The sequence below is a fragment of the Microbacterium sp. zg-B185 genome (genome assembly GCF_030246885.1).
Classification (GTDB): domain Bacteria; phylum Actinomycetota; class Actinomycetes; order Actinomycetales; family Microbacteriaceae; genus Microbacterium.
The window spans coordinates 2133739-2159974 of record NZ_CP126739.1; the positions used below are offsets into that span (position 1 = coordinate 2133739).

Here is a 26236-nt window from a genome sequence, read left to right on the forward strand (position 1 = left end):
CGGGTCGCGCCACGCTGCGTCAGCCCTCGACCGGAAGCCCCGTGTCGCGGACGAGGTAGATCCACGGGAATGCCCGGCATCCGACCTGCCAGCCCGCAGCCTCATCCGCCGCCAGAGACGTGCGCCACAGGATGCGGCGATGCTCCCACTGCGTGCCGGTGAAGACCATGCGATGCGACAGCATGCCCGCTTCGACGGTGTGCCATCCGGTCCGGCCGGCGATCTCGAGCTCAGCCATCTCGTCGAACGCGGTGATCGGACCGAGCCAGCGCTCCGTCTCGCCGGTGACCGCCGATTCGCTCTGCGCGCCGAAGCGCTGTTGCGCGGCCTGCCGCGTCATGCCGAGCTCTGCACCGATCAGCGCCCAGCTCGCCCCTCCGGCGCGCGCGGCGCTGACCGAGCGCTGCAGCAGCGTCCGCGCCTCCTCCTCGGCGCGAGCGCTCGCCGCGATGAGCGCCAGGTGGTCCGCTACGCGCAGCGTGCCCTCGTCATCGACCTGCGCGGCGGTGAGAATCGCCCGGCCCACGGCATCCGCGAGTTCGCTCATCGGTGGGCGTCCTGGCTGGGCAGCCAGGACGCGCGAGGACCGGCACGACGGATGCCGTTGCCGAAGCCCCAGAAGTACGCGCCGACGGCCATCAGTCCGATGCCGGCGCCCTGCACGAGCCCTCCCCAGAATCCGCTCCACTCGAGCACTATGGCCACGAGGAGGAGGGCGGCGCCCGCGATGATCGCCGCGATCGCCCAGACGACGATGCGGCCGAAGACAGCCGACTTCTGGTTTCCGTTATCCGTCATGGTTGTCAAGGTACGCTTGACAATCCCCTGCTGTCAACCTTCGATTGACAACCGCCCCGGGAGGGGTCCCGTACGGGATGGCGTACGCGAGCCCGCACCCACGCTCCCTACGGCATCCCTCACGTCTTTCACCATCTGGGGCGAGCCGCCCCGGGGCGTCCTCGCGGGTCATTCGGGTTCGCTTACCAACCTGTCCCGACCAAGCCCGACGCCCCGCCCAGCGGGCATACGGCGGTCGCAGCCCTCATAGGTGAGGCGCGGCCGCGGTGAAAGGTCAGGGGTGAGAGTCACGTCAGGGGTTTGATCTCCAGCGTGCCCACCTCTGCCCCGGCAGGCACCGTCGCGAAGGCGGAGTAGCCGTCGGATGCCGCGCGGTCCAGGAGTGCCTTGAGGTTCTTGGTCCGGTGCTCCAGACGCACCCGCGCTCCCCCGGCGACGAGCGCGGCCTTGTGGGCGAGCAGCTCCGGCGGGGGCACGTCACGGTCGTGGACGAGCACGACGGATACTCCGGCGGCGTCATCGGCGGTCTGGAGGAGGTCCACGATCCGCTCGAAGCCGATCGAGAAGCCGACCGCCGGAACGTCCTGACCGAGGAACCGGCCGATCATGCCGTCGTAGCGCCCGCCCCCGCCGAGCGAATAGTCCACCGACGGGTGCGCGAGCTCGAAGATCGTGCCGGTGTAGTACCCCATCCCGCGCACGAGGAAAGGATCGAACACGAGCGGGATGCGCGCGTCGCCTGGCGCGCGGGCGGCCGACACCGCGTCGCCGATGGCCACCAGATCCGACACGATCGCGTCGGGTGCACCGTCGGGCAGGACGCTGCGGATCGGCCGCTCTCCGTACGGGTCGTACTCCACCAGCGGGGGCCGGTGCAGGAATCCGGAGAACTCCTCCACCGCATCGGGCGTCGCGCCGCGCTCCCGGAGCTCCCCGATCACCCCACCCGGCCCCATCTTGTCCAGCTTGTCGATCGTGATGAGCACGCCCGGCCGCTCCTCGGCGGTGAACCCGAAGCCGTCGAGCATCCAATCCAGCATCCGGCGGTCGTTGATCCGCACGGTGGCGCCGTCCAGACCCAGGGCGTCGACCGCGTCGAGCGTCGCGACGATCAATTCCGCCTCGGCACGGGGTGACGCATCGCCCAGGATGTCGATGTCGCACTGGACGAACTGGCGATACCGGCCCTTCTGCGGCCGTTCGGCCCGCCACACCGGCGCGATCTGAACGGCGCGGAACACGGCGGGCAGCTCGGCGCGGTGGCTGGCGTAGAACCTGGCCAGCGGCACCGTCAGGTCGTAGCGGAGGCCGAGGTCGGCCAGCGCTGCCGGGTCATCGGCCGCGGCGCGGATCGCGTCCGCGTCCAGCCCGCGCTTGAGCACGTTGTAGGCGAGCTTCTCGTTATCGCCGCCGATTCCGGCGTGCAGACGGGAGTACTCCTCCATCACCGGGGTCTCGATCTCGTCGAAGCCGTGCGCGCGATAGCGCTCCCGGATGACGGAGAGAACGCGCTCGCGGCGCGCTTTCTCGGCGGGAAGGAAGTCGCGCATGCCGCGAGGAGGGTTGACCGATGCCACGCCCCTATTGTCCCAGGTCCGCCTCGGCGTCCCGCACCGCGGACTGCAGCGTGCGCAGACGCTCGCGCAGCGCGCGTTCGGCGTCCCACCCGTTCGCGCGCGCCACGGCGACCAGCCCCAGCAGTGCCTCACCCAGCTCGGCCTCCGAGCGCGGACCGGCGGCGACGGCATCCGCTGCCGTCAGGCCCACACCGACCCCCACCGCGGACGCCTTGCCGATCAGCTTCTGGGCGAGCGCCAGCGACGGCATCCGCTGTGAGACGCCGTCCAGCACGCTCGTGCGCTCGTGCTTCTCCGCCGCTTTGGCGGCGTTCCACAGCACGAGGACCTGCTCCGGCGTCTCCGCCACCTCGCCGGCGAACACATGCGGATGCCGGTGCACCATCTTCTCGGTCAGGCTGCGCGCGACGTCGTCGATGTCGAACGGATCCTCCGGATGACGTGCGGCGATCTCGGCGTGGAACAGAACTTGCCAGAGCAGGTCGCCCAGTTCCTCGCGCAGCTCGGCGCGCGAACCGTTCTCGACGGCATCGATCAGCTCGGCGCTCTCCTCCACCAGGTAGGGCACGAGCGCACGGTGATCGACCTGCTGCGTCCAGACGCACCGGTCGCGCACCGCGTGCATCGTCTCCGCCGCATTGCGGAGCGGATCGCCGCCGCGGCGCGGATCCGGCGCGCGGTCGCCACGGCCGGGCTCAGGGATGGTGGGCTGGGGGAAAGCATCGGTCACGCGGGAGCCTCCGTCGGGGTCGCGGCGGCGAGGCGCCGGTAGTGGCGGGCGCGCCATGAGACGAGCACTCCGGAGAGCACGAGGGCGACCATCGACCCGGCCAGGACGCCCAGGATCGCCTCGTCGCGCACCAGCGGCGAGTCGGCGAAGGCCAGGTTCGCCAGAAGCAGCGACACGGTGAAGCCGATGCCGCCCAGCGCTCCCGCAGCGACCAGGTCGCCGAGCGGCAGCTTCTGGTCGCGGTCGCCCGCCCCGATCCGCTGCGCCGCCCACCCCGCCCCGACGATGCCGATGATCTTTCCCAGCGGCAGTGCGACCAGGATCGCCCAGAACGCCGGGGACAGCTGGGAGGCCGCCACCTGCGGGATCGGCACCAGCGCGGCCGCGAACGCGAAGATCGGGAGCACGAGCGCATTCACCCACGGCTCGATCGCGTGGCGCACCCGCAGGGCAGGCGTCTGCGCCATCGCCAGCCCCAGGAGCACTCCGGCGATCGTGGCGTGCACCCCCGAGGCGAGCACCAGCACCCAGGTGGCGGCGGCCAGGAGGACGAGCAGCACGACGACCAGCGCTCGCGCTCGGGTGTCGAGCACACGACTCAGGATCGCGAAGGCGACGACCGCGAGAAGCGCCAAGGCGAGCATGCCGAAATTCACATCCGTCGCGAACAGCACCGCTATGAACACGATCCCCACGATGTCGTCGAGGATTGCAAGCGCGAGCAGGAACACCCGTACCGTCGAGGGCAGGCCGCGTCCGAAGACAGCCAGCACGCCGAGGGCGAAGGCGATGTCCGTGGCCGTCGGGATCGGCCAGCCCTCCTCGACACCGCTGCCGGCCGCGATCGCCAGATAGATGCCGATCGGAATGAGCACTCCGCCGGCCGCGGCGATCGCCGGCTGTATCGCGCGCCGGAAACTGCGCAGCTCGCCCCGTGTCAGCTCGTACTGCAGCTCGACGGACACGGCGAAGAAGAAGATCGCGAGCAGCCCATCCGACACCCAGTGCGCGAGCGAGAGGTCCGCGACTGTTCCGGGGATTCCGACGTGCGTCAGCGAGAACTGGATGACCGCAGCGCCGATCGGCGAGTTGGCGACGATGAGGCCGGCGATCGCGGCCAGCAGCAACAGGATCGCGGGAAAGCGCACGGACCGCAGCAGTGCCATGGTTCTCCGTCCGGTCCGAGGCGAGCTCGTCCGCCGCCGCGCCGATCCAGGTGCGGGCGTCGAGCACTCGACGCATCGCCATCATGCTACCCAGCGGCGGACGCGATCCTTCCGCCGGTCTGCAGAACACCGGCTGACGGGCGCGTCGCTGCCGGGCTGTTCCCTCGGCGCGGGTACTTTGGGCGCCATGACCAGGACATGGGACGACACCGGCGTGGCCACGCAGCTCACCGAGACGTGCCCGGTGTGCGAATCGACCCGGGTGCGTGAACGGGAGCATGACTGGTTCGTGCTGGAACTCGAACGCGGCGACGAAGTGCGTAGGGAAAGCAGCGACGTCGATGTCGAGTTCAGCTGCGCAGCCTGTGCATCGCGCTGGCGCTGAGCCCTCGGCATCCGACACCGCCGCAGCGTCGGCTCGTCAGTCCAGCCGGATGTCGCGCTCGTGGCGGGCGAGGCTGCGTCCGTAGCGCTCGGTGAGCTGGATCATCAGGTCGGGGGTCTCGCGGTCGAGGCCGAACACGTAGCCGGGGAAGTCCAGCTCCTTCTGCGCCGCCCAGATCTCCTCGTGCCGTTCGGGGGGCAGGATCAGCGCCGGATCTCCCACCGCGACCCACCCGATCGGAACCACGCTGTGCGGCGGCAGCACGGAGCGCAGATGCACGACGGCGTTGATGCGCACCTCGCTGCGCTCGCCGATGCGCGCGCCGTTGAAGACGCGGGTGCCGGTGGCCAGGAACACCTCCTCGCCGATCGTCGCGCCCGAGATGCTCGCCATCGGGCCGACCAGCGTGTGCGCGCCGATGTGGACCGCGTTGGTGGCGCTCGCCCGGATCAGGGCGTTCTCCATCACGATGACGTTCGCAGCGAGGGTGATCGGGCCTCCCTCGGCTGTGATGACGGCGCCGTGCAGCACCTGGCAGTCCGCGCCGATCTGGACGTCGCCGCTGATGACGGCGGTCGGCGCGATCACCGCGTCGGGATGGATGCGGGGCTTGGCCCCGAGATGCTCGAACTGCACGCGTGTCCTCCTCGATCAGGGTCAGCGTAGCGCCGACGTGTCGGCGACTCCGCGGATTGCGGCGTGACTGTTCGCCTGCATGTTCGATACTGAGCAGGCCCAGCTCCCCGATCGGACCGCATTCCTTCGTATCTCTATGCTATTATGGAGGCAACGAAGCGCACGTGCCCAACAGCGCAGAACCGGCAGAACCGATGTGGAGATCCCATGGGGCACGTGGTCGGCAGCGACGGACCCGGGGCGTGGAGAGAACTCGACGACCTCGTCACCCGGGTCGTCGAGAATCGCGCCGCGATCGCTTCGCTTCAGGCCGACGAAGCATCACTCCTGGCAGATGCCGTCGACCTCATGATCTCCCGCACCGAAGAGCGCCGGGTCGAGGGCCGCCCGCGGACTGACAGCGACCTGCCGCTTCGCGAGATCTGCGCGGAGCTCGGCGCCGCCATGCGGATGAGCGATCGAACCGTTCAGGCTCGCATCGGCGACGCGACCACACTCCTGACCTCCTTCCGAGCGACCCACGATGCGGGGAGGGCCGGCCTGATCGACGCTGGACACGTGGCGGCGATTCGCGACGCGGGAGCAGGGATCGCCGATGCTGCGGAACGCGCCCGTTACGAACGTCAGATGCTCGAGGCTGCAGCACACGAAAGCCCCGGGCGGCTGCGTGTTCTCGGACGAGTGGTGGCGGCACGCATCGACCCCGCATCCATCGATGAACGTCACCGCGTGGCGCGGGCGAGTCGTGACGTGCGCGTGATCGGTCTTGAGGACGGCATGGCGCGCCTGATCGCGGATCTCCCGGCGGTGCCGGCGTACGCGATCTGGGACCGGCTCACCCAGATGGCGCACACCGTGCGCGACCCGGGCCTCGCCGCGCCTGATATCTGCGCGGACGACCCGTGCACCGTGGGCGCTTCCGCGAATCCACCCCCGCTCGACTGTCGCTCGATAGGCGAGCTGCGGGCCGACATCCTCGCCGATATCCTCCTGACCGCGACGCCGACCGCCCACGGCGACCGGGATGCGCTCGCCGCGATCTGCGGCCGGGTTCAGGTGATCGTCCCCGTTCTGACAGCGGCCGGCCTCAGTGACCAGCCCGCACTCCTGGCCGGTCAGGGGCCCATCGACTCCGCGACCGCGCGACGACTTGCTGCAGACGCTCCCGGCTGGGACCGCGTGATGATCCACCCGCACACGGGGATACCGCTCGCCGTCGACCGCTACCGTCCGAGCGCCGAACTCCGCCGGTTTCTGGCCGTGCGCGATGAGCACTGCCGGTTCCCCGGATGCCGGATGCCGGTGTGGCGCTGTGATCTGGATCACACGACCGATGCCGCGCGCGGCGGAGTGACCAGCCATGAGAACCTGGCGAACCTGTGCCGCCGTCACCACACTCTCAAGCACGCCTCGGAGTGGAAGGTCACGCAGGTCGGTAGCGGCGTCCTGGAGTGGACGAGCCCGACGCTGCGTCGCTACACCGACCGGCCACCGAGTACCGTCAGCTTCGTACCGGAATCCGCCTTCGCGCTGTCGCCCGACGGCGTCCCACCGCCCTTCTGAGCGGATGCGTCAGGCCGCACCTCGGCCTGCGACCCCCGCTCGCGCTCGGCTCTCAATCTCAGCGCACCTTGCGGGGCTGCTTCAGGCCGAGCATGTACGGCATCCCCTGGCCCACCGCCGCAAACGTGCTCCCCAGGCGCGCGCGCCAGGACGCCGCGCGCGGCGGCGGCAGCGTTCCGTCCAGGTCCGCGACGTCGACGAAGTACGCGCGGACCGTTCCGATCCCTTCGAGGTTCGGGGAGATCTCGCGCACGGGCTCCGGAAACGACGCCTCGTCCGTGCGGTAGAGCTCCTCGGAGATCAGAACGTACTCGGGGATGTCGACCGAGTTCTTCAGCAGACGATGCACGAGGATCACGTCGATGCCGACGAGTTTGATCCGCCCCCGGATCGTCTGGGTGGCCACCTCGCCGACGTGCGCCACGAACTTGAGCTTCAGTTCGGCCGCCTCGCGGCAGCCCACGCAGGGGCACAGGTTGGCCGCGACGTACTGCCGCTCGAGGTGGAAGGCTCGATGCATGGCCACGGCCACGTGAAGGATGTCGGTGATCGTCGTGTCGGGATCGCGCGCACCGGTCGGGCGCGAGAGGAACGCGGCGTCGCCTTCGATCTCGACCAGATCGAAGCCGCGCGCTGCCTCGATCATCCGTTCCAGCATCCGAGCGGTATTGACCTCGGCGTGTGCAAGCGTCAATCGATGCGAACCCATGTACTGGGTGTACCCGCCGATATCGGCGATCAGCAGCGCCGCGCGCTCGGATGTCATGCCTCACAATCCCATCAACGCCCGGGTATCTCAACAGGGGATTCAGGACGTGGTCGGGGGTTCGTCGAACGACTCCTTCGGAGCGAAACGGTCCAGCCGGTCTTGGACTCCCACCTCGGCCGCCCGGGCACTGGGCGTATAGCCGAGGACGACCGAGACGAACCGGTCGGCGGCCAGTGCGCGCAGCTCGAGCGCGGTTGCGGCCACAACGCTCGCCGTGCGGCGCGTGCGCCTCAGCAACGCGATCTCGCCGAACCCGTCCCCCGGACCCAGCGTCGCCACGACCCGCCCGTCGCCCACCACTTCGGCCTCGCCCGACTCGATCACGTAGTAGCGGTCGCCGACCTCTCCCTGCGTGAGGACCGCCTGGCCGGCGGGCACCGTGACCGTCTCGAGTCCACGCGCCAGCTGCTCGATCGCGGGTAGCGGCAGCGGCGCCAGCATCGGCACCCGCTGCAGCAGCCCGATGTCCACGTCGAGGTTGTCGACGGACCGGTCCAGCCGTCGCAGGCGCCACCAGGAAGCGACCGCGAGAACGGGGCAGACCAGGCCGATCCCGATCAAGGCGGCTTCTACCCCGAGCCACCCGATCACAGCCGGCGCGAGGATGGCCCCGAGCCCGATGGACACGGCGACGAGGCTCTCCAGCACGCCGAACACTCGGGCCAGCACCGCGTCGGGTGCCAGCCGCGCGATCAGCGTGAACCCGGCCACATCGATCAGGGCGTTGCCGACACCGACGAAGGCCAGCAGACCCAGTGCGGCGATCTCCTGCGGAAAGACACCCACGAGAGCGATGGGCAGTCCCCAGAGGGCGACACCGATTGCGAACCAGGCGGCCAGCCGCCCCGTCCCGACGAGCAGGGAGGCCCCGAGGGAGCCGAGCACGGCTCCCGCTCCGACCGCGGCCATGAGCGCACCCACGCCCGGATCTCCGGTGCCGAGCAGCTCGATCGCGACGACGACGGAGAACACGGTCAGCGCCCCCCGCGTCAGGGACTGTGCCGCCGCCAGACCCAGGATCAGCAGCAGATCGCGGTTCTGCACGGCCGCGCGGATGCCCTCGAGCGCTTCGCGACCCAGATCCGGGCGACGCGGTGCCGCCGGGCGCGGCGGCGCGTCGTAGCGGACCCGCAGCAGCAGCAGCGCCGCCCAGAACGAAGCGGCCGCCGCCACGGCGAACACGACGGACACGTCCGTGAACGCCAGCAGCACCGCGGCCAGCAGGGGTCCGACCAGGGTCGCGATCGAGTCGAGCATCCCGCGAACCACGTTGGCGCTGGCCAGCTCGTGCCCGGTGCGGCACAGGGTCGGCAGGAGTGCGGAGTGTGCGGGGCGGAACAGAGTGGCCGCGATCGTGGAGAGCACCGCCAGCGTGTAGACCAGAAGGATCGGGCCGGCCAGGGCGACCACGACTGCCGCGACAGCCGTCGCGACCCCGCGCAACGTCGAGACCACGACGAGCACCCGCTCCCGGCGTCCGCGATCGGCGAATGGGGACAGCAGCGGCGCGAGCAGTGCCGAGGGGAGCATGCGCAGCAGCCCCACCAGACCGAGCGCGAGGGCACCCCCGTCGTCGTAGGCGACGATGCCGAGCGCGACGGTGAAGGCCCACTCCGCGGTCCACGCGCCGAGAAAACTCAGCTGGGCGCGACGCAGGTTGTGGTTGCGCCAGTTGCTCGTGAAGGCGCAGCCGGCCTCACGGAGCCGGCGGCGGCTCGCCCCAAGGCCCATGGGCAGACTCTAAGGCCTGCCCGACCGTCACAGCCAGCGGCAGTTCCACGCTGCAGCCCAAGGCGCTCCGACGCGAGCGCGACCCTCGTACCGCCCGTGCGTCAGGCGTCCGCCGGAGCGTCCGCGGCCGCCGTCGCGCCACGGATCGCCTCGGCGCTCCTCTCAGCGGTCGGCGCGGGCGCGGGCAGCGGGAACAGCTGGTCCAGCAGCTGGCGGACCCAGGCGATCAGATCCGCATCCGAGACCCGCTCGCCGCCGGCGCGCGGCATCGGGATGACGATGGCCTCGCCACCGGCCATGACCTTCGAGCTGGGATACAGCCGTTGCAGGCGCACGCGCATCGAATCGGGAAGGTTCGCCGGTGCGATCCGCAGGTTCGGGCCCATGGCGACGATGTCCGCCAGTCCGGACTGGGCGGCGCGCCGTCGCAGTCGGGCCACCGCGAGCAGGCCCTCGGCCTCGGCCGGCAGCTCACCGTAGCGATCGCGCAGCTCGTCGACGACCTCGTCGAGGGCATCTTCCTTGGCGGTGGCGGATGCCGCGGCCGACAGCTTCTGGTAAGCCTCCAGTCGCAGTCGCTCGCTGTCGATGTACGACTCCGGGATACGGGCCTGCACGGGCAGCTCCAGGCGCAGTTCGGTTGGCCCCTCGGTGTCCTCGCCGCGGAACGTGGCCACGGCCTCGCCGATCATCCGCAGGTACAGGTCGAAGCCGACGCCGGCGATGTGCCCGGCCTGCTCGGCGCCGAGCAGGTTGCCCGCGCCGCGCAGCTCGAGATCCTTCAGGGCGACCTGCATCCCGCTGCCGAGGTCGTTGTTGACGGCGATGGTCTCCAGCCGGTCGGCCGCCGTCTCGGACAGCGGCTTGTTCTCGTCGTACAGGAAGTAGGCGTAGGCGCGCTCGCGGGCACGGCCGACCCGTCCGCGCAGCTGGTGCAGCTGGGACAGACCGTACTTGTCGGCCCTGTCGATGATGATCGTGTTGGCGTTGGCGATGTCCAGCCCGGTCTCGATGATCGTGGTGGACACCAGGACGTCGGCGCGTCTCTCCCAGAAATCGTCCACGACCTGCTCGAGGGCGTGCTCCCCCATCTGACCGTGCGCCACCGCGATGCGAGCTTCGGGGACGAGCTCGGCCAGGTGGGCGGCGACCCGCTGGATCGAGGAGACCCGGTTGTGCACGTAGAAGATCTGTCCCTCGCGGAGGAGCTCGCGGCGGATCGCGGCGGCGATCTGCTTGTCGTTGCGCGCCCCGACGTACGTCAGGATCGGATGCCGGTCCTCGGGCGGGGTCTGCAGGGTCGACATCTCGCGGATGCCGGTCACCGCCATCTCGAGCGTGCGCGGGATGGGGGTGGCGCTCATCGCGAGGATGTCGACGTTGGTCTTGAGCTTCTTCAGCTTGTCCTTGTGCTCGACGCCGAACCGCTGCTCCTCGTCGATGATCAGCAGCCCGAGGTCTTTGAAGATCACGCCCTCGGTGAGGATCCGGTGCGTTCCGATGACCATGTCCACCGTGCCGTCGGTGATGCCGGCGAGGGTGGCACGGGCTTCCTTGTCGGTCTGGAATCGGGACAGTGCGCGCACCTGCACCGGGAACCCGGCGAAGCGCTCGGTGAAGGTCTCGATGTGCTGCTTGACCAGCAGCGTCGTGGGCACCAGCATCGCGACCTGCTTGCCGTCCTGGATCGCCTTGAAGGCGGCGCGGACCGCCACCTCCGTCTTGCCGAATCCGACGTCGCCGGACAGCAGCCGGTCCATCGGGATGGGCTTTTCCATGTCCGCTTTGATCTCGTCGATGGTCTGCAGCTGATCGGGTGTCTCGGCGAACGGGAACGCCTCCTCGAGCTCGCGCTGCCAGGGCGTGTCCGGACCGAATGCGTAGCCCTTCGCGGCCATGCGCGCGGAGTAGAGCTTGACGAGTTCGACGGCGATGTCACGGACCGCCCTGCGTGCTTTGCCCTTCGCCTGGGACCAGTCGCTGCCGCCCATCTTCGACAGGGTGGGCGCCTCGCCGCCGACGTATTTGGAGAGCAGATCGAGCTGATCGGTCGGCACGAACAGCTTGTCGCCGGGGTAGCCTCGCTTGGCCGGCGCGTACTCGAGCACCAGATACTCCCGCACGCTCTTGACCGGATTACGTCCGCCGCTGGAGACCTCCCGCTGGGTGAGCTCGACGAATCGGCCGATGCCGTGCGTCACGTGCACGACGTAGTCACCGGCCTTCAGCTGGAGCGGATCGACCACATTGCGACGACGCGAGGCCAGCTTCTTGACCAGGCGCTGGTCGCTGCCGATGGTCCGCCCGTAGAACTCGGACTCGGTCAGCACCGCGAGGTTGGCATCGGCGGACTCGAACCCGCGCTCCAAGGTGGACAGCACCACGTGCGCCACGCCGGGCTCGGGTGGCTCGAGGACGTCATCGACGCGGCGGGCCGCGATCCCGCGTTCGGCCAGCACGTCACGCGCGCGCTCGACCAGCCCGGCGCCGGATGCCGTGACCACGACCCGCCAGCCATCGGCCAGGAGCGCGCCGACGTGTGCGGTGGCGCCGTCGACGTTGCCCTGGAATGAGGGCACCGACGCCCCCCGTACGCGGATCTCCGCCCCGGCACCGACGCCGGAGGATTCCAGAAGTCCCTCGTCCGAGGCATCCGCGGCACCGGAGTCGAACGCGCTCAGCGTCCACCAGACGATGCCGTGCCGGCCGGCGTCGGCGCGCAGCTCCGGCAGGCTGACGAAGTCCCCCGACCCGATATCGACAGGGCTGGCCGCGCCGGCCGTGGCCGCGCTCCAGGCGGCTTCCAAGAACTCACGGTTCGTCTCCAGCAGCGTGACCGCCCGGGTGACCGAGCGCTCCGGGTCCACCAGGGCGATGGCCGATCCTTCCGGCAGATAGTCCACCACCGTGACGATGTCATCGACGAGGGCGGGGATCAGCGACTCCATGCCCTCGGCCGGAATCCCCTCCGCCATCTTCTCGAGCATTCCGCGGATGCCGGGGAAGCCGTCTTGGAGCTGACGGGCGCGATCGCGCACAGCCTGGGTCAGCAGAAGCTCGCGGCTGGCCGGCAGCTCGACGGCCGGGACATCCCCGGGCAGCGAACGCTGGTCGGCGACCGAGAACGCCCGGATCTGGTCGACCTCGTCGCCGAAGAACTCGACCCGGTAGGGGTGGTCGGCGATCGGAGGGAACACATCGAGGATGCCGCCGCGCAACGCGAACTCGCCGCGCCGCGAGACCATGTCCACCCGGTGATAGGCCAGCTCGACCAGACGCGCCGAGACATCGGTCAGGTCGTGCCCGCGCTCGCCGACGGCCAGGTGCACCTCCCCGGCGTCGGCCAGACCGGCGGCGAGGGGCTGCAATGCCCCGCGCACGGACGAGGTGACCACCAGCGGCGTCTTCCCGTCCCAGCGCGCGATCCGCCGCAGGACATCCAGGCGCCGGCCGACCGTCTCCGGGCTGGGGCTCAGTCGCTCGTGCGGCAATGTCTCCCACGCCGGGAAGTGCAGCACTTCGGCACCGGGAAGCAGCGCCTCCAGGGCGGGACCGAGCGATTCCGCCCTGCGGCCGGTGGGCGCGACGACGAACAGGGCGCCGACGCGGCCGCCCGCTCGCCGCTTCTCGAGCAGCGACGCGAGCAGCGGTGCGCCGAGCCCCTCGACGAGCGAGAAGTCGGCATCCACGGATGCCGCGGCAACCGCATCCCGGAACGACTCCGCCTGCTCGAGGGCGCGCACGATCCCGGGAACTGTCACCGGACGAGTCTACGGCCGATGACGGACACCGTGCCTTCCGCGGGGCCGCCCACCGGGCCGACCCGGGCATCCGGCCCGCCCCGACCCGCGGACGCGACAGGGCCGCCCGGCGGCGCCAGCGCCCGGATCGAAGGCGCGGGGCTCATAGGATGAGTGCCGTGAGCGACCCTGCGACGCCCAGCCGACCGATCCCGCACGCGCCGTCCTACCCCGGTGCGCCGTCGCTGCCGCCCACGGCTGGCCCGTACACCCCGCCCTATGCGGCCCCCGAGCACGTGTCCGGGCCGCCGCAAGGTTTCGCGCCACCCCCCGGCTATGCCGCACCGCTCCAGGGGTACGGCCCGTACGCGCCGCCCGCGCCCCGCCGCCTAGCAGGGCGCCGCTGGCTCGGCACCGTCGCCTTCTGGCTGGCCATGACCGCGGCCCTGGGGGCGACCGCGCTCGGCGCCGTCGCGGCCTACAACATCGGGCTCGGCACCGGCCGGGACCTCGCGCTCAGTCCCGGTGACATCGACTTCGACTGGTCCATCCTCACCCCGGTGCGCGAATGGGTGCTCATCGGCGAGCTCGCGTTCTGGGCCGGCACGGTGCTGGGCATCTGGGCGCTCGTGCAGGGCATCGTCGCGACCGTCAAGAACCGCGGACGAGGATGGGCCATCGCCGCGATCGTGATCGCCGCGATCGGCCCGGTCGCGTTCAGCATCGGCGTCCAGGGCCTCCTCGCGGCGGGGTTCGCCACCGGCGCGTCGCTGTCCTGACCCCGGCCCGGGGCTACGTGCGCGGCGCGTGGTGCTTCTGCTGCGCCGCCAGCAATCCCTCATCGACCAGCTGCTCGACGGCATCGGCGGCGTCCGCCAGCAGGATCGGCAGGTTCTTGCGCTCCGCGGCGCCGAACGGGTCCAGCACCCACTCCGCGGGATCCTGGCGGCCGTCGGGGCGGCCGATGCCCACGCGCACGCGGGCGAAATCGGGGGTGTCGAGTGCTTTGGCGACGTCGCGGACGCCGTTGTGGCCGCCGTGTCCGCCACCGACCTTGAGTTTGATCACGTCGAACGGGATGTCCAGCTCGTCGTGCACGACCACGACGTGCTCGGGGTCCACACCGTAGAACCGGGCGAGCCCCGCCACCGGTCCCCCGGAGACGTTCATGAACGTGTTCGGCTTGGCCAGCACGAGCTTCGCACCGCCGGGGCGCAGCCAGGTCTCGGCGACGCGTGCGTTGGCCTTATGCACGCGGAAGCTCTCGCCGCGACGCGCGGCCAACTTGTCCAGGACCATCTGCCCCACGTTGTGCCGGGTCGGCGCGTAGCGCGGTCCGGGGTTGCCCAGACCGACGATCAGCCACGTGTCTGCCATGACCTCATCCTGCCGCGTGAGTGCCCGGCGGCGCCGGGCGGTCAGTTCCGTCCAGAACAGGAAAGGGGGCACGGAATCCGCACCCCCTTCCTGAAATCGGTTCTACTCGGAGGCCGAACCGGACTCTTCGGACTCTTCGGACTGCTCGGCGGCCAGGGCGGCGTCCGCCTCGGCGATCTCGTCCTCGGCGGCGAGTGTGGACGACGGGATCGAGACCGCGACGATCAGCGTCTCGGGGTCGACCGCCAGCGATGCACCCTTCGGAAGCTTCAGGTCGGCCGCCGTGATGTGAACGCCCTCCTCCAGGCCCTCGACGTCGACCTCGATGCGCTCGGGGATGTGGGTGGCCTCCACCTCCAGCAGCACGGTGTTCGCGTCCTGCGCCGCGATGGTGCCGGGCGCGGACTCGCCGATGACCGAGATGGGCACGTCGACCTGGATCTTCTCGCCCTTGCGCACGACCAGCAGGTCGATGTGCTCGATGATCTGGTGCACCGGGTCCTTCTGCACGTCCTTGACCAGCGTGAGGTGCTGCGTGCCCTCGACGTCCAGCTCGAGCAACGCGTTGGCGCGACGGATCAGCAACGCGACCTGGTGGCCCGGAAGCGCGACGTGCACCGGGGTGGTGCCGTGCCCGTAGATGACGGCGGGGATCTTGCCGGCGGCGCGCAGGCGACGTGCGAAGCCCTTGCCGAAGTTCTCGCGAACCTCGGCGTGAACCTTGGAGTCGATCTCTTTGGTGTCAGTAGACATGGTTCTCCTTGCGGGCACACGGCCCGGTCTGATGTCGGGCCCACTGGCCCGGGTATGGGGGTCTGCATTCGACTCGAACGCGAGCGCGTGAGGAAAGCCGTGAGCCTGCATCACTGCGTCGATCACGGATGCCGCATCCGGCCGGTCAGGCCGGCGCGAGTCATCCCTCGCCGAAGTTCAAGGTCCCAGTCTATCAGCGGCCCCGCTACGATGAGGACGCCCCATTTCGCCACCCGGAGGATCCATGCTCGACACGCAGCTCGCCACCTCGATCCTCGTCGGCACGGTCGCCGCCATCGCCGGACTGGGCCTGATCGGCACCGTCCTGGCCTTCTGGTCGCTGGGGCGCGCCGGCTACCGCAAGGACTGACGCAGCCGCGCCGCGATGTCCGCGACGAGGTCCCCGGGCGGTGCGGACACGTCTGCGCGCAGGCCGGTCTCGTCCTGGGCCAGCGGCTCCAGTGTGGCGAACTGCGACTCCAGCAGGGCAGCCGGCATGAAGTGATCGGCTCGCGCGTCCGCGCGCTGTCGCAGCAGCTCGCGGGAGCCGTCGAGGTGCACGAACACCACCGTCGGCTCGACCGCGCGGATCCGGTCGCGGTACTCCCGGCGCAGCGCGCTGCACGCCATCACCAGACCCGTTCGCCGATGCCCGGCGAACTGCTCGCCGACGGCATCCAGCCACGGCCGGCGGTCGATGTCGGCCAGCGGGATCCCCGCCGCCATCTTCGCCCGGTTCGCGTCCGAGTGCAGGTCGTCCGCGTCCACGAAAGGGACCCGCATCGTCCGGGCGAGGGCCGCCCCGACGGTGGACTTGCCGGCCGCCGATACCCCCATGACGCAGACCAGCGGGGTTTCCGGGATCACCGCTGCTCCCTCATCGCATCGGCAGCCGGCCGGCCCGCTCCGGCGAGCACCGCCGACGCGAGACGGGCGAGGTGGCACGGTTCGGGCATCCTCCGATGCTATCCGGCGGTGATGCTGCCGCCGCGGGGACCGCGTGGTCGCGGCGGCGCGAGAACCTCCCGTGGGCGCCCGACGTCCCTATGCTGATCTGGTGGGCGCGTGGCCCGCTGCCCACCTTCGCAACAAACCTCTGGCCCCTAAGGAGTAGGCGTGTCCTCGAACGAGAAGTCGGCAGAGACGAACATTTCCCACGACCGTGAGGACGCCCCCGACTCCGCGCCGCAGCACACCGCGGCACCGGCGCCGGAGGACGTCCCACTCGAGATTGGGGACGCGCAGCGCCCCGGGGTGCCGAGCGTAGGTCCCGCCAACATCGGTGTGGTCGGTCTCGCGGTGATGGGCTCGAACCTCGCCCGCAACCTCGCCAGCCGCATCGGCAACACCGTGGCGATCCACAACCGCAGCCGCGGAAAGACCGATCTGCTGCTCGCCGAGCACCCGGAGGCCGGGTTCGTGCCCTCCTACGACTACGAGGAGTTCGCCGCGTCGCTGCAGAAGCCGCGGACGGCCATCATCATGGTCAAGGCCGGTGCCGCCACGGATGCCGTCATCGACGCGCTGGTGGGCGTGTTCGAACCGGGCGACATCATCGTCGACGGTGGCAACGCGCTGTTCACGGACACGATCCGTCGCGAGAAGGCGGTCCGCGAGACCGGCATCAACTTCGTCGGCATGGGCGTGTCAGGCGGCGAGGAAGGTGCGCTGCTGGGCCCGTCGCTGATGCCCGGCGGTTCGGACGAGTCCTGGCAGACGCTGGGTCCGATCCTGAAGTCCATCGCCGCGATCGCCGAGGGCGAGCCGTGCGTGACCCACGTCGGACACGACGGCGCCGGCCACTTCGTGAAGATGGTGCACAACGGCATCGAATACGCGGACATGCAGCTGATCGCCGAGGCATACGATCTGATCCGTCGCGGCACCGGCCGGACGCCGGCGCAGATCGCGGAGGTGTTCGCCGCGTGGAACGAGGGCGAACTGGAGTCGTACCTGATCGAGATCACCGCCGAGGTGCTCAGGCAGGTCGACGCGGAGACCGGGCAGGCGCTGGTCGATGTCATCCTCGACCAGGCCGGCGCCAAGGGCACCGGGGCATGGACGGTGCAGACCGCGCTGAACCTCGGCGTGCCGGTCTCGGGAATCGCCGAAGCGGTGTTCGCCCGTTCGCTCTCCAGCCACCCCGAGCAGCGCGCCGTGTCCGCCGACCTGCCCGGACCGACCGAGGCCCTGTCCGTCGCCGACCAGGACGCGTTCATCGAGGACGTGCGCCTGGCCCTGTACGCGTCCAAGTTCGTCGCCTACTCTCAGGGTTTCGACGAGATTCGCGCCGGCGCGGCGGAGTACGACTGGGCGATCGACCTGGGGGCCATCTCGAAGATCTGGCGCGGCGGCTGCATCATCCGCGCGCAGTTCCTCAACCGCATCGCCGACGCGTACGCGCAGACGCCCGACCTGCCGGTTCTGCTCACCGCACCGTACTTCGTGGACGCCCTCACGCGTGCACAGGACTCGTGGCGCCGGATCGTCGCGACCGCGGCGGCGGCCGGCATCCCCGCCCCCGCGTTCTCCTCCTCGCTGTCGTACTACGACGGGCTGCGCGCGAAGCGCCTGCCGGCGGCCTTGATCCAGGGCCAGCGCGACTTCTTCGGGGCGCACACCTACAAGCGCATCGACAAGCCCGGCACCTTCCACACGCTCTGGTCCGGCGACCGCAGCGAGATCGAGGCCGAGGACACGCACTGACGTTCGGCGGCGCCCGCTCAGTCCGGTCTGATGTTGTGGTTCCGGCGGAACACGTTCGCGGGGTCCCACTCGCGCTTCACCGCGGCAAGGCGCGCCATCGTGTCGGCTGAGAACATGTGCGAGACCAGGCCGGGCTCGGTGGACATCGTGAAGTTGCCGTAGAACCCGTCGCCGAGCGCCTCGATGGCGTCCCAGTCCGCAGCGATCCGCGAGCGCCCGGCGTCATCGAGCATCCCGGGGATGTCGAAGGCCATCGCCATGGCGAACCACGTGGCGTCGCGGGCCGGGAACGCAGTCGCCTCCTGTGGGACATCGCCATACGCGCCGCCCAGCGAACGCAGCAGCAGCACCGACGCCGGGTTCGCCGCTCGGAAGGACGCAAGCCGCCCGATGGCGTCCTCGCTCAGTTCACGCAGGAGCGTGTTGCCTCCGATCAGGCCGGGCATCGGCTGATCGGCCTCTGCCGGCGGCGCCTCGATCAGGATGCCCGGATAGGAGCGCGCCCCGAATTCGACCGCTTCCACGCCGTCCAGAGCGAGAAGCGGCGCGAGCGCGGCGCGGGCGGCGGCTTCGTCAGCGCCCGCCCAGCATGCCGAAACGCTCGCGCCGGCTGCAGCGTTCGGATCCATCGGCGGGACGTCCATGTACGTGACCGTCAGCTCCCGTGGGGCCCGCTTCATGACCTCCCGCAGGGCACGCAGCATGGGCTCGGCCGGACCGGTCACGGCCAGCGTGGCGAACACGACCGCGGGCAGTTCGTGCGCGCGGAAGTCGAAGCGCGTGACAACGCCGAAGTTGCCTCCCCCACCCCGCAGCGCCCACATCAGCTCGGGATGCGAGGCATCGGTCGCCTCGATCAGCGCACCCGCTGCGCTGACGATCTGGACCCCGACAAGCTGGTCCGCGGCCAGGCCCCACGACCGCACCATCCAGCCGATGCCTCCGCCGAGGGTGAGGCCGCCGACACCGACCGAAGCGGTGTCGCCCGAGCTGAGACCGAGCCCGTGCTGGGCGAGCACTCCGGCGACGTGCCCCCAGACCGCGCCGCCGCCCACCCGCACGAGCGTGCCGTCCACCTCCACCTCGCTCAGCGCGGCGAGGTCCAGGGTCAACCCGCCGGGGAGTGCGCCCCAGGCGCTGTGACCGCCGCCGCGCACCGCGATCGGGACGCCCTCCGCTGAGGCCCAGCGCACCGCCGCCGCCACGTCGTCGACCGAGGCGGCGCGCACGATCACATCCGGCTGGCCGACGCCGGAATGGAAGTGCCGCGCCGCCTCCCAACCGTCATCCCCCGGAGCCAGAGCGCGTCCGGGCAGTTCAGAAATCAGCCCATCGATTCGCATCGCACAGACGATACCGGAGGGGCCCGACACGGGTCGAGACCCGTGTCGACGGCTAGAGCCAGCCGCGGCGCTTGAAGATCGCGTACAGCGTCACGCTGGTGCACAGCATCGCCAGCAGAGCCAGCGGATAGCCGAAGGTCCAGTGCAGCTCCGGCATGTTGTCGAAGTTCATGCCGTAGATGGTGCCGACCAGAGTCGGAGCGAACAGGATCGCTGCCCAGCCGGAGACCTTCTTGACCTGTTCGTTCTGCTGCAGCCCGGCCTCGGTCATGCGCCGCATCGCCTCGTTGTTCTGCTGCTCCACCAGGCTGGTGTGGATGGTGAGGGCATTGTCGAGGGTGTGCCGGAAAGCATCGACGCGGTCGACGATGTGCCCGGCCCGATCGCCGAGCTCCCGGAATGCGGGCGCGTCGCGTCCGTCCGCCTCGTCGGCGAACAGCACTTGCAACCGCTCGAAGATGTCCAGTAGCGGCGAGGTGGCGTGCTGCAGGTCGATCACCTCCCGCTGGAGTCCGAAGATGCGCCGGGACACGTCCGGCACCTGGGAGAACAGCTCCTGCTCGATCTCGTCGATGTCGTTCTCCACGCCGTCAACGACCGGTCCGTACGCGTCCAGGACCCGGCTCAGCAGCGCCCACACGATGCCGTACGTGCCCTTCGCGAGGATCGTCGGATGCTCTTCGAGCTCCGCCCGCACACCTCGGACGTCGATGTCGTCATCCTGCACCGTGACGATGAAGTCGTCCCCGACGAAGAAGTCGACCTCCGCGAACTCGACGGTCTCGGTCTCATCGACGTACGCGGCCGGCTGCACCACGAGGAACGACATGCGGCCGAATCGTTCGAACTTCGCACGCTGGTGCCCGCGCAGGCTGTCCTTGACGGCGAGCGGGTGCAGATCCAGCAGCGTCTGCAGCTCACCCAGCTCGCCGGCATCCGGTGAGCGCAGCCCGATCCACACCATGCCGCCCTCCGCGCGTGCCTGCCGGATCGCCTCGGCGGGCGGGGCGCCTTCGCCGATGCGTGTACTGCCGACATACACCGCGGAATCGATCAGAGCCATGCGTGCCACCTTAAGCGCCGGAGCCGGCCGCTAGGGTCAGTGCATGGCAGCCACCCGCATCCTTTTCCTCGGCGGCACCGGCACGATCAGCTCGGCCTGCGTCCGCCGCTCCCTGCTCCTCGGCCACGACGTCACGGTGCTGAATCGGGGCTCTGGGCGCAGACCCGTGCCCGACGGCGTGCGGGAACTGGTCGCAGACATCCGCGATGCCGATGCGGTGCAGCGCGCGGTCGGCCAGGACCGGTTCGATGTGATCGCCCAGTTCCTCGCCTTCACACCGCAGCACGTGCAGTCCGATCTGGCCGGATTCGAGGGGCACTGCGGTCAGTACGTGTTCATCAGTTCGGCATCCGCCTATCAGAAGCCGCCGCAACGGCTTCCCGTCACCGAGTCCACGCCGCTGCGCAACCCGTTCTGGCAGTACTCCCGCGACAAGATCGCCTGCGAGGATCTTCTCGTCGAGGCATACCGCGATCGCGGATTCCCGGTGACCATCGTGCGTCCGTCGCACACGTACGACGAGCGGCTGCTGCCCACGATGGGCGGCTGGACGGACATCTCCCGCATGCGCCGGGGTAAGCCCGTGGTGATCCACGGCGACGGGACCAGCCTGTGGACGCTCACCCACAGCGACGACTTCGCGGTGGGCTTCACCGGCCTGCTCGCCAACCCGGCCGCGATCGGCGAGGCCTTCACCATCACCGGCACTCACGCGCCCACCTGGAACCAGATCTACCGATGGCTGGCGGATGCCGCCGGCGTGCCGGACCCGGACTTCGTGCACGTCGCTTCGGAGGCGATCGCCGCCCGCTCTGCGGAGCTCGGGCCGGGCCTGCTCGGAGACAAGTCGCATTCGATGCTCTTCGACATCGGCAAGGTCACCGCGCTGGTCCCCGAGTTCCGCACCACCATCACGTTCGACGAGGGTGCGCGCCGCATTCTCGCCCATTTCGACGCGCACCCCGCGGAACAGGCCGTGGACGCGGAGCGGGACGCCGTTTTCGACGGATTGGCCGCCTACGCCCGCTCCTGACCCCTCCGGCCGGATCTCACAGCCACTGCATAGCTGGCTCCACAGGAACTGCATAGGTGAGCGAGCACAATGGCCTCATGGCCGCCACAGCTCTCGCCCCCGCACTCCGCCGCCCGGACGGCACCGCCCTGCGCGTGCTCGTCGTGGATGACGAGCAGATGCTCACCGATCTGCTGTCCATGGCGCTGCGCATGGAGGGCTGGGAGGTCCGCACCGCCGGCTCCGGATTCGAGGCGCTTCAGGCCGCGCGCGACTTCCAGCCGGATGCGATGGTCCTGGACGTCATGATGCCCGACCTCGACGGGATGGCCGTGCTGCAGCGCCTGCGCCATTCGGGCAACGACGTGCCCGTGCTCTTCCTCACCGCCAAGGACGCCGTGGCCGACCGTGTCGCGGGGCTCACGGCCGGCGGGGATGACTACGTCACCAAGCCGTTCAGCCTCGAAGAGGTCGTGGCGCGTCTGCGCGGGCTGATGCGTCGTGCCGGCACCGCCCAGTCCGCCGACGCCGAGCCGATCCTGCGCGTCGGCGACCTCACCCTGAACGAGGACAGCCACGAGGTCGAGCGCGGCGGCGACCAGATCGAACTGACCGCCACCGAATTCGAGCTGCTGCGCTTCCTCATGCGCAACCAGCGTCGCGTCGTGTCGAAGGCGCAGATCCTCGACCGCGTCTGGCACTACGACTTCGGCGGACGCTCCAGCGTCGTGGAGCTGTACATCTCGTACCTGCGGAAGAAGATCGACCAGGGTCGCGAACCGCTGATCCACACCGTTCGCGGCGTCGGGTACATGATCAAGGCCCCGCAGTGACCGCAGCCCCCGCCACGGGTCCGGTACCGCTCGCGGCGCCCCCGACGGACGCCGACGACGACGCTCGTGACGAGGCACCGCCCCCTGCGCCGCGGCGCGCACGTCATCGGTGGAGTCTGCAGACGCGTCTGATGGCGACGGTCATCGGCATCGTCTCCCTCATCCTGGTGATCGTCGCGATCGCGACCAGCGCCGCCCTGGGCCGCGTCCTGGAAGCGAACCTCGACGCCCGCCTGGAGAACGCCGCCCAGCAGGCCGGTCAGTCCCTGCAGACGCCCCAGTTCCCGCTCACCGTCCGGGATGCATTCGACGTACTGGCCGAAGGTCCGCAGGAACCGGGCTTCCTCTTCGTCGTCCAGTCGGTCAGCGGCGGGGTGTCCGGCGCGTACATCGGCGGCGACGGCGAGGTCGTCCGTCTCAGCGACGACCAGATCGCCGGTGTCGTGGACGCGATCGACGAGGGCGGTTTCACGACCATCTCGCTGGGGGATGACATCGGCGATTACCGCATCCGCCTGGTGCAGGGAGACAACTTCATCGGGATCGCGGGACTGCCGGTCTCGGAGGTGCGCAGCACGATCGCGGCCACGCTGACGACCATCACCCTGGTCACCGCGGGAGGTCTGCTCCTGCTGGCCGCGGCCATCGCGTTCGTGATCCGCGCAGGGCTCAAGCCGCTGCGTGCAGTGGCCGACACCGCGACGCGCGTGGCCGCCCTGCCGCTGGCCGAGGGCGCCGTCTCGATCACCGAGCGCGTGCCGGACGATGAGACGGACGAGCACACCGAGATCGGACGCGTCGGGCACGCGCTGAACACGCTCCTGGACCACGTCGGCGAGTCGCTGGACGCCCGCCAGCGCAACGAGGAGCGGATGCGTCGATTCGTGGCCGACGCCAGCCATGAGCTGCGCACGCCGCTGGCCTCCATCCGCGGCTACTCCGAGCTGTCGCTGCGCGCGCTGCGCCACGGGGATGCCGCGTCGGAGGATCAGAACACCGTGACGTCGCTGGAGCGCATCCAGGCGCAGTCGATCCGGATGACCCGGCTCGTCGAGGACCTGCTGCTGCTGGCCCGACTGGACGAAGGGCAGGAGCTCGTCTACGGCACCGTCGACCTGTCGCGACTGGCGATCGAGGCGATCGCCGATGTGCGCCCTGCGGGCCCGGATCACCGGTGGGAGCTCGATGTCGGCGAGGAGCCGGTGGTCATCACGGGCGACGCCGCCCGGCTGCACCAGGTGCTGGGCAATCTGCTCGCCAATGCGCGCACGCACACGCCGGCGGGCACCCACGTGACGCTCACGGTGGCGCGCGAGGGGACGGATGCCGTGATCCGCGTCCACGATGACGGTCCCGGCGTGGATCCGGCGATCGCCGACGAGCTGTTCGACCGGTTCTCCCGAGCCGACCGCTCACGCGCCCGCCAGACCGGCGGCACCGGGTTGGGCCTTTCCATCGCGCGGGCGATCGTGGCCGCGCACGGCGGCGCTCTGACCGTGCGCAGCAGCCCTGGAGACACCACGTTCGAGGTGCGGCTGCCGGTCACCCCGCCCGCTGCCGCTGCGGAGGTCAGTACCCGCTGAAGGCGTCGGTGGTGATGGAGCGCGCCCGCTCGAGCGCGGGAGCGAGCTCCGCGATCAGCCCGGCGGGACCCGAGATGTAGGCGTGGCGGGCGGCGATGTCGGGCACGACCTGCAGCAGGCCCTCCGCGTCGAGGCGGACACCGCGGGCCCACAGCCAGTGGCGCGGCAGGTCCCGCGGCTGGTCGCGCGTGAAGACCACGACCGGCACACCGGATGCCTCCAGCTCCTCGCGGAACGCGAGCTCGGCCGCTTCGGCGGCGACGTACACCAGGACGACGTCGCGGTCTTCGCCGGCAAGGCGCGCATGCCGCAGCTGCGAGACGAACGGCGTGATCCCGATGCCGGCGGCGACCATCAACACCGCGCTGGTGGGCTTCTTCGGGAGGACGAAATCTCCCCACACTCCGGTGACGGCCAGAGCATCCCCCGTGGAGATCTGGGCCAGGGCCTTCTTGTACGAGCTCTGCGATTTCGCGCCGGGCACCTCGCGGAAGGCCACCGACAGCAGCGGCAGGTCTTCGGGTGCCGAGGCGATGCTGAACTCACGGCGAGTCCCCCGCGCGTCGGGATGGCGGTGCGGCACGTCCAACTCCAGGTACTGACCGGGGATGAATGCGAGACGGCGACGCGCCCGGAAGGTCAGCAGGTGCACCGTCGGAGTCAGCAGCACGCGCGACTCCAGGGCCAGCTTCACCGCCGAGCGGGCGGAGAACGCGAACACGAACGCCAGCAGGTTGCCGATCAGCAGAGCGCGCTCCTGGCCGAGGCTGATCGCACCGAGGTCGATCGGCCACCCCACCAGCACGCCGACCAGACCGGCGACGGTGAACTGCTGCCACCGGCGCGGCGGCAGGGTCAGCGGCTCGGAGAGCATGAATGCGCCGAGGAACAGGATCGGCGAGGACCACAGCAGCGGCCACAGCACATCGCCGATCTGCACCGGCAGTCCTGCGGCCTGATACTGCGCCGACGTGCGCAGCACGCCGACCGCCACCGCAGCGACGACGAAGACCGCGATGACGCGCACCTTCTCGGTGCGCACCAGCACCGCCAGGCCGAGGAGGATCACCGGCCCGGCCAGCACCGGCGTGCCGACCCACCACGACGATGCCCCCAGGCTGGGCACCGCGACAGCCACGACGGTCAGCACGGTCGCGCCCACGGCGGCCGGATTGAAGATGTGCCGTCCGCGCCAGGCCAGCACGTATTTGGAGAGGGATGCCGCGGCCGCGGCGAGCGCGATCCCGGCCAGCCCGGCCGGATCGAGCGTGGGGCGCAGCACGAACAGCAGTATCGCCGCTGTGATCAGCGAGGACTCCAGCCGCCAGGGCAGCCGCACGACCGCCTGGGCGGCGGCATCCACACCGGCGCACACCACGGTCAGCACCACGGCCGTCACCAGCAGCTCCACCGGTGTCGGCGCCACCAGCCCGAAGACCGAGGCGATCAGCGCCAGGACGGACAGTGCGCCCAGAGCGAGCAGCGCGAGCCGGTACATCGAGACGCGTCCGAGCACCGCGAAGACGCGATTCCACAGCGAGGTGAAGGTTCCGATCACGCGAACAACTCTGCCGTACTGCCGGGCGACCACTCGACGCGGCCGTCCGTGCTCATGCGCACCCACTCGACACGCCATTGCGCGGCCAGCTGGGGGCCTCCGTCGAAGAACAGTGCGGTGGCGATCGCGTCGGCGCGCATCGCGGGGCTCGGCTGCGAAGCCGGGGCGATCGCCCAGGTGGCCGCGATGGTGCGCACCGGCTCCCCCGTGCGCGCATCCAGCACGTGGTGCAGGCCCTCGCCCCAGCTGCGCCGGTTCGTCGCCGAGGCGCACAGCGCGGCATCCGTCACCTCGACGACCCCGATCGCGCGCCGCGCGTCGTACGGGTGCTCCAGTCCGATGCGGTGCGGGCCGCCGCGCACGACCATGTCCCCGCTCGCGTCGACGACCAGGCCGTCCCGCGTCCACGGCTCGAGCGCCTCGGCGACCCGATCCACCAGACGCCCCTTCCCGAGGGCGCCGACGTCCAGGACGGCCGGCTCGGTCAGGCGCAGCATCCCGCCATCCCACGAGAGCACGTCCTGCCAGTTCGCCGGCGCGGGTGCGGCGCCCCGGTCGACCAGACGGTACCCGGCGTCATACCCGCGCGCCTCCAGCGAGGCTCCCACCAGTGGGTTGACGGCGCCGGCTGTGGCCGCGCTGAGCGCATCGAACGCGTCGAGCATGGCGGAGGCATCGGGCGGTGCCGGCACCGCCGCCGCGCCGCCGGCCAGCGCCGCGACCAGCGAGTCGCTGCGGAATCGCGACCACTGTCGGTCGAACTCCGCGATCACGCCGAGGACGGCCGCGCGGGCGCGTGCGTCGAGCGGCGCGGGTGTCTCGATCTGCCAGCGGGTGCCGATCGCGTCGAATCGCCAGACGGCAGGCCTCGCGGCGCCGGCAGACCGTCCGGCGTCATCCGGTGGTGCCATGG

Annotated in this window: 24 protein-coding genes; 8 read left to right on the forward strand and 16 right to left on the reverse strand. The window is 70.4% G+C overall.

All coding sequences use genetic code 11. The features are described from left to right. Positions 1–19: 19 nt before the first annotated feature. From QNO12_RS10285 to QNO12_RS10305, 5 genes are all read right to left on the reverse strand, one after another. Positions 20–547, reverse strand: coding sequence for a hypothetical protein (locus QNO12_RS10285; protein WP_257502345.1), 528 nt, complete (start codon positions 545–547; stop codon positions 20–22). Beyond that, positions 544–798: a hypothetical protein gene (locus tag QNO12_RS10290; protein WP_257502344.1), complete on the reverse strand. Its 255-nt coding sequence runs from the start codon at positions 796–798 to the stop codon at positions 544–546. Before QNO12_RS10290 ends, QNO12_RS10285 begins: the two co-directional genes overlap by 4 nt. A gap of 287 nt (positions 799–1085) precedes the next feature. After that, on the reverse strand, positions 1086–2348 hold the full coding sequence (locus tag QNO12_RS10295) for a histidine--tRNA ligase (RefSeq protein WP_257502626.1): 1263 nt from the start codon (positions 2346–2348) through the stop codon (positions 1086–1088). Between the two features lie 31 nt (positions 2349–2379). After that, on the reverse strand, positions 2380–3000 hold the full coding sequence (locus tag QNO12_RS10300; protein ID WP_257502625.1) for a nucleoside triphosphate pyrophosphohydrolase: 621 nt from the start codon (positions 2998–3000) through the stop codon (positions 2380–2382). A gap of 101 nt (positions 3001–3101) precedes the next feature. Beyond that, positions 3102–4271, reverse strand: a complete 1170-nt coding sequence (locus tag QNO12_RS10305; RefSeq protein WP_257502343.1) for a Na+/H+ antiporter NhaA — start codon at positions 4269–4271, stop codon at positions 3102–3104. Between the two features lie 187 nt (positions 4272–4458). Here QNO12_RS10305 and QNO12_RS10310 point away from each other — a divergent pair, with 187 nt between their 5' ends. Next, positions 4459–4656 carry a hypothetical protein gene (locus QNO12_RS10310; RefSeq protein ID WP_285177917.1) on the forward strand — a complete coding sequence of 66 codons (198 nt, stop codon included), beginning with the start codon at positions 4459–4461 and terminating at the stop codon, positions 4654–4656. Between the two features lie 36 nt (positions 4657–4692). Here QNO12_RS10310 and QNO12_RS10315 read toward each other — a convergent pair whose 3' ends face one another. Next, positions 4693–5292 carry a gamma carbonic anhydrase family protein gene (locus tag QNO12_RS10315; RefSeq protein ID WP_257502341.1) on the reverse strand — a complete coding sequence of 200 codons (600 nt, stop codon included), beginning with the start codon at positions 5290–5292 and terminating at the stop codon, positions 4693–4695. Between the two features lie 207 nt (positions 5293–5499). On the opposite strand from QNO12_RS10315, the gene QNO12_RS10320 reads away from it, so the two are divergent. Next, positions 5500–6855 (forward strand): HNH endonuclease signature motif containing protein, encoded by a 1356-nt coding sequence (locus QNO12_RS10320; RefSeq protein WP_257502340.1) that lies wholly within the window; start codon positions 5500–5502, stop codon positions 6853–6855. A gap of 58 nt (positions 6856–6913) precedes the next feature. On the opposite strand, the gene QNO12_RS10325 is transcribed toward QNO12_RS10320, so the two are convergent. From QNO12_RS10325 to mfd, 3 genes are all read right to left on the reverse strand, one after another. Further along, a complete protein-coding gene (locus QNO12_RS10325; RefSeq protein WP_257502339.1) occupies positions 6914–7621 on the reverse strand; it encodes a DUF2652 domain-containing protein in 708 nt (235 codons plus the stop codon). Between the two features lie 42 nt (positions 7622–7663). Further along, on the reverse strand, positions 7664–9355 hold the full coding sequence (locus QNO12_RS10330) for an MFS transporter (RefSeq protein WP_257502338.1): 1692 nt from the start codon (positions 9353–9355) through the stop codon (positions 7664–7666). Between the two features lie 101 nt (positions 9356–9456). Next, on the reverse strand, positions 9457–13116 hold the full coding sequence (gene mfd, locus QNO12_RS10335) for a transcription-repair coupling factor (RefSeq protein WP_257502337.1): 3660 nt from the start codon (positions 13114–13116) through the stop codon (positions 9457–9459). Positions 13117–13274: 158 nt separating this feature from the next. On the opposite strand from mfd, the gene QNO12_RS10340 reads away from it, so the two are divergent. Further along, positions 13275–13874, forward strand: coding sequence for a DUF3824 domain-containing protein (locus QNO12_RS10340; RefSeq protein ID WP_257502336.1), 600 nt, complete (start codon positions 13275–13277; stop codon positions 13872–13874). Positions 13875–13887: 13 nt separating this feature from the next. On the opposite strand, the gene pth is transcribed toward QNO12_RS10340, so the two are convergent. Beyond that, positions 13888–14472 (reverse strand): aminoacyl-tRNA hydrolase, encoded by a 585-nt coding sequence (gene pth, locus QNO12_RS10345; protein WP_257502335.1) that lies wholly within the window; start codon positions 14470–14472, stop codon positions 13888–13890. A 102-nt stretch (positions 14473–14574) separates the two neighbouring features. Beyond that, on the reverse strand, positions 14575–15225 hold the full coding sequence (locus QNO12_RS10350) for a 50S ribosomal protein L25/general stress protein Ctc (RefSeq protein ID WP_257502334.1): 651 nt from the start codon (positions 15223–15225) through the stop codon (positions 14575–14577). Positions 15226–15469: 244 nt separating this feature from the next. Between QNO12_RS10350 and QNO12_RS10355 the strand changes: the two genes are divergently transcribed. Then, positions 15470–15595 (forward strand): hypothetical protein, encoded by a 126-nt coding sequence (locus tag QNO12_RS10355; RefSeq protein WP_257502333.1) that lies wholly within the window; start codon positions 15470–15472, stop codon positions 15593–15595. Here the strand turns inward: QNO12_RS10355 and QNO12_RS10360 are convergent. After that, positions 15580–16092 carry a gluconokinase gene (locus tag QNO12_RS10360; protein WP_257502332.1) on the reverse strand — a complete coding sequence of 171 codons (513 nt, stop codon included), beginning with the start codon at positions 16090–16092 and terminating at the stop codon, positions 15580–15582. The two genes, QNO12_RS10355 and QNO12_RS10360, sit on opposite strands and share 16 nt — an antisense overlap. A 363-nt stretch (positions 16093–16455) precedes the next feature. Between QNO12_RS10360 and gnd the strand changes: the two genes are divergently transcribed. Continuing rightward, complete coding sequence (gene gnd, locus QNO12_RS10365) at positions 16456–17931, forward strand: NADP-dependent phosphogluconate dehydrogenase (protein ID WP_374113552.1); 1476 nt, start codon at positions 16456–16458, stop codon at positions 17929–17931. Positions 17932–17948: 17 nt separating this feature from the next. On the opposite strand, the gene QNO12_RS10370 is transcribed toward gnd, so the two are convergent. Together QNO12_RS10370 and QNO12_RS10375 are read right to left on the reverse strand one after the other, a co-directional pair. Continuing rightward, the gene (locus tag QNO12_RS10370; RefSeq protein WP_257502330.1) at positions 17949–19274 is read right to left on the reverse strand and encodes an FAD-binding oxidoreductase; all 1326 of its coding nucleotides are present in this window, start codon (positions 19272–19274) and stop codon (positions 17949–17951) included. A gap of 52 nt (positions 19275–19326) precedes the next feature. After that, on the reverse strand, positions 19327–20337 hold the full coding sequence (locus QNO12_RS10375; protein WP_257502329.1) for a magnesium and cobalt transport protein CorA: 1011 nt from the start codon (positions 20335–20337) through the stop codon (positions 19327–19329). Positions 20338–20380: 43 nt separating this feature from the next. Between QNO12_RS10375 and QNO12_RS10380 the strand changes: the two genes are divergently transcribed. The 3 genes from QNO12_RS10380 to QNO12_RS10390 all read left to right on the forward strand — a co-directional run bounded on the left by QNO12_RS10380 (position 20381) and on the right by QNO12_RS10390 (position 23765). Next, complete coding sequence (locus QNO12_RS10380; protein ID WP_257502328.1) at positions 20381–21370, forward strand: SDR family oxidoreductase; 990 nt, start codon at positions 20381–20383, stop codon at positions 21368–21370. A 77-nt stretch (positions 21371–21447) separates the two neighbouring features. Next, positions 21448–22182, forward strand: coding sequence for a response regulator transcription factor (locus QNO12_RS10385; RefSeq protein WP_257502327.1), 735 nt, complete (start codon positions 21448–21450; stop codon positions 22180–22182). A 131-nt stretch (positions 22183–22313) separates the two neighbouring features. Continuing rightward, complete coding sequence (locus QNO12_RS10390; RefSeq protein ID WP_257502326.1) at positions 22314–23765, forward strand: sensor histidine kinase; 1452 nt, start codon at positions 22314–22316, stop codon at positions 23763–23765. On the opposite strand, the gene QNO12_RS10395 is transcribed toward QNO12_RS10390, so the two are convergent. Continuing rightward, positions 23752–25323: an FAD-dependent oxidoreductase gene (locus tag QNO12_RS10395; protein ID WP_257502325.1), complete on the reverse strand. Its 1572-nt coding sequence runs from the start codon at positions 25321–25323 to the stop codon at positions 23752–23754. The two genes, QNO12_RS10390 and QNO12_RS10395, sit on opposite strands and share 14 nt — an antisense overlap. Continuing rightward, positions 25320–26234, reverse strand: a complete 915-nt coding sequence (locus QNO12_RS10400; RefSeq protein ID WP_257502324.1) for an FAD:protein FMN transferase — start codon at positions 26232–26234, stop codon at positions 25320–25322. Before QNO12_RS10400 ends, QNO12_RS10395 begins: the two co-directional genes overlap by 4 nt. Between the last annotated feature and the right edge of the window lie 2 nt (positions 26235–26236).

Excerpts from the sequence above, each read along its gene's own strand:
- QNO12_RS10285 (WP_257502345.1), bottom strand. The coding sequence starts at position 547 with ATGAGCGAACTCGCGGATGCCGTGGGCCGGGCGATTCTCACCGCCGCG.
- QNO12_RS10290 (WP_257502344.1), bottom strand. The coding sequence starts at position 798 with ATGACGGATAACGGAAACCAGAAGTCGGCTGTCTTCGGCCGCATCGTC.
- QNO12_RS10295 (WP_257502626.1), bottom strand. The coding sequence starts at position 2,348 with ATGCGCGACTTCCTTCCCGCCGAGAAAGCGCGCCGCGAGCGCGTTCTC.
- QNO12_RS10300 (WP_257502625.1), bottom strand. The coding sequence starts at position 3,000 with ATGCACGCGGTGCGCGACCGGTGCGTCTGGACGCAGCAGGTCGATCAC.
- QNO12_RS10305 (WP_257502343.1), bottom strand. The coding sequence starts at position 4,271 with ATGGCACTGCTGCGGTCCGTGCGCTTTCCCGCGATCCTGTTGCTGCTG.
- QNO12_RS10310 (WP_285177917.1), top strand. The coding sequence starts at position 4,459 with ATGACCAGGACATGGGACGACACCGGCGTGGCCACGCAGCTCACCGAG.
- QNO12_RS10320 (WP_257502340.1), top strand. The coding sequence starts at position 5,500 with ATGGGGCACGTGGTCGGCAGCGACGGACCCGGGGCGTGGAGAGAACTC.
- QNO12_RS10325 (WP_257502339.1), bottom strand. The coding sequence starts at position 7,621 with ATGACATCCGAGCGCGCGGCGCTGCTGATCGCCGATATCGGCGGGTAC.
- QNO12_RS10330 (WP_257502338.1), bottom strand. The coding sequence starts at position 9,355 with ATGGGCCTTGGGGCGAGCCGCCGCCGGCTCCGTGAGGCCGGCTGCGCC.
- pth (WP_257502335.1), bottom strand. The coding sequence starts at position 14,472 with ATGGCAGACACGTGGCTGATCGTCGGTCTGGGCAACCCCGGACCGCGC.
- QNO12_RS10350 (WP_257502334.1), bottom strand. The coding sequence starts at position 15,225 with ATGTCTACTGACACCAAAGAGATCGACTCCAAGGTTCACGCCGAGGTT.
- QNO12_RS10355 (WP_257502333.1), top strand. The coding sequence starts at position 15,470 with ATGCTCGACACGCAGCTCGCCACCTCGATCCTCGTCGGCACGGTCGCC.
- QNO12_RS10370 (WP_257502330.1), bottom strand. The coding sequence starts at position 19,274 with ATGCGAATCGATGGGCTGATTTCTGAACTGCCCGGACGCGCTCTGGCT.
- QNO12_RS10375 (WP_257502329.1), bottom strand. The coding sequence starts at position 20,337 with ATGGCTCTGATCGATTCCGCGGTGTATGTCGGCAGTACACGCATCGGC.
- QNO12_RS10380 (WP_257502328.1), top strand. The coding sequence starts at position 20,381 with ATGGCAGCCACCCGCATCCTTTTCCTCGGCGGCACCGGCACGATCAGC.
- QNO12_RS10385 (WP_257502327.1), top strand. The coding sequence starts at position 21,448 with ATGGCCGCCACAGCTCTCGCCCCCGCACTCCGCCGCCCGGACGGCACC.
- QNO12_RS10390 (WP_257502326.1), top strand. The coding sequence starts at position 22,314 with ATGGCGACGGTCATCGGCATCGTCTCCCTCATCCTGGTGATCGTCGCG.
- QNO12_RS10400 (WP_257502324.1), bottom strand. The coding sequence starts at position 26,234 with ATGGCACCACCGGATGACGCCGGACGGTCTGCCGGCGCCGCGAGGCCT.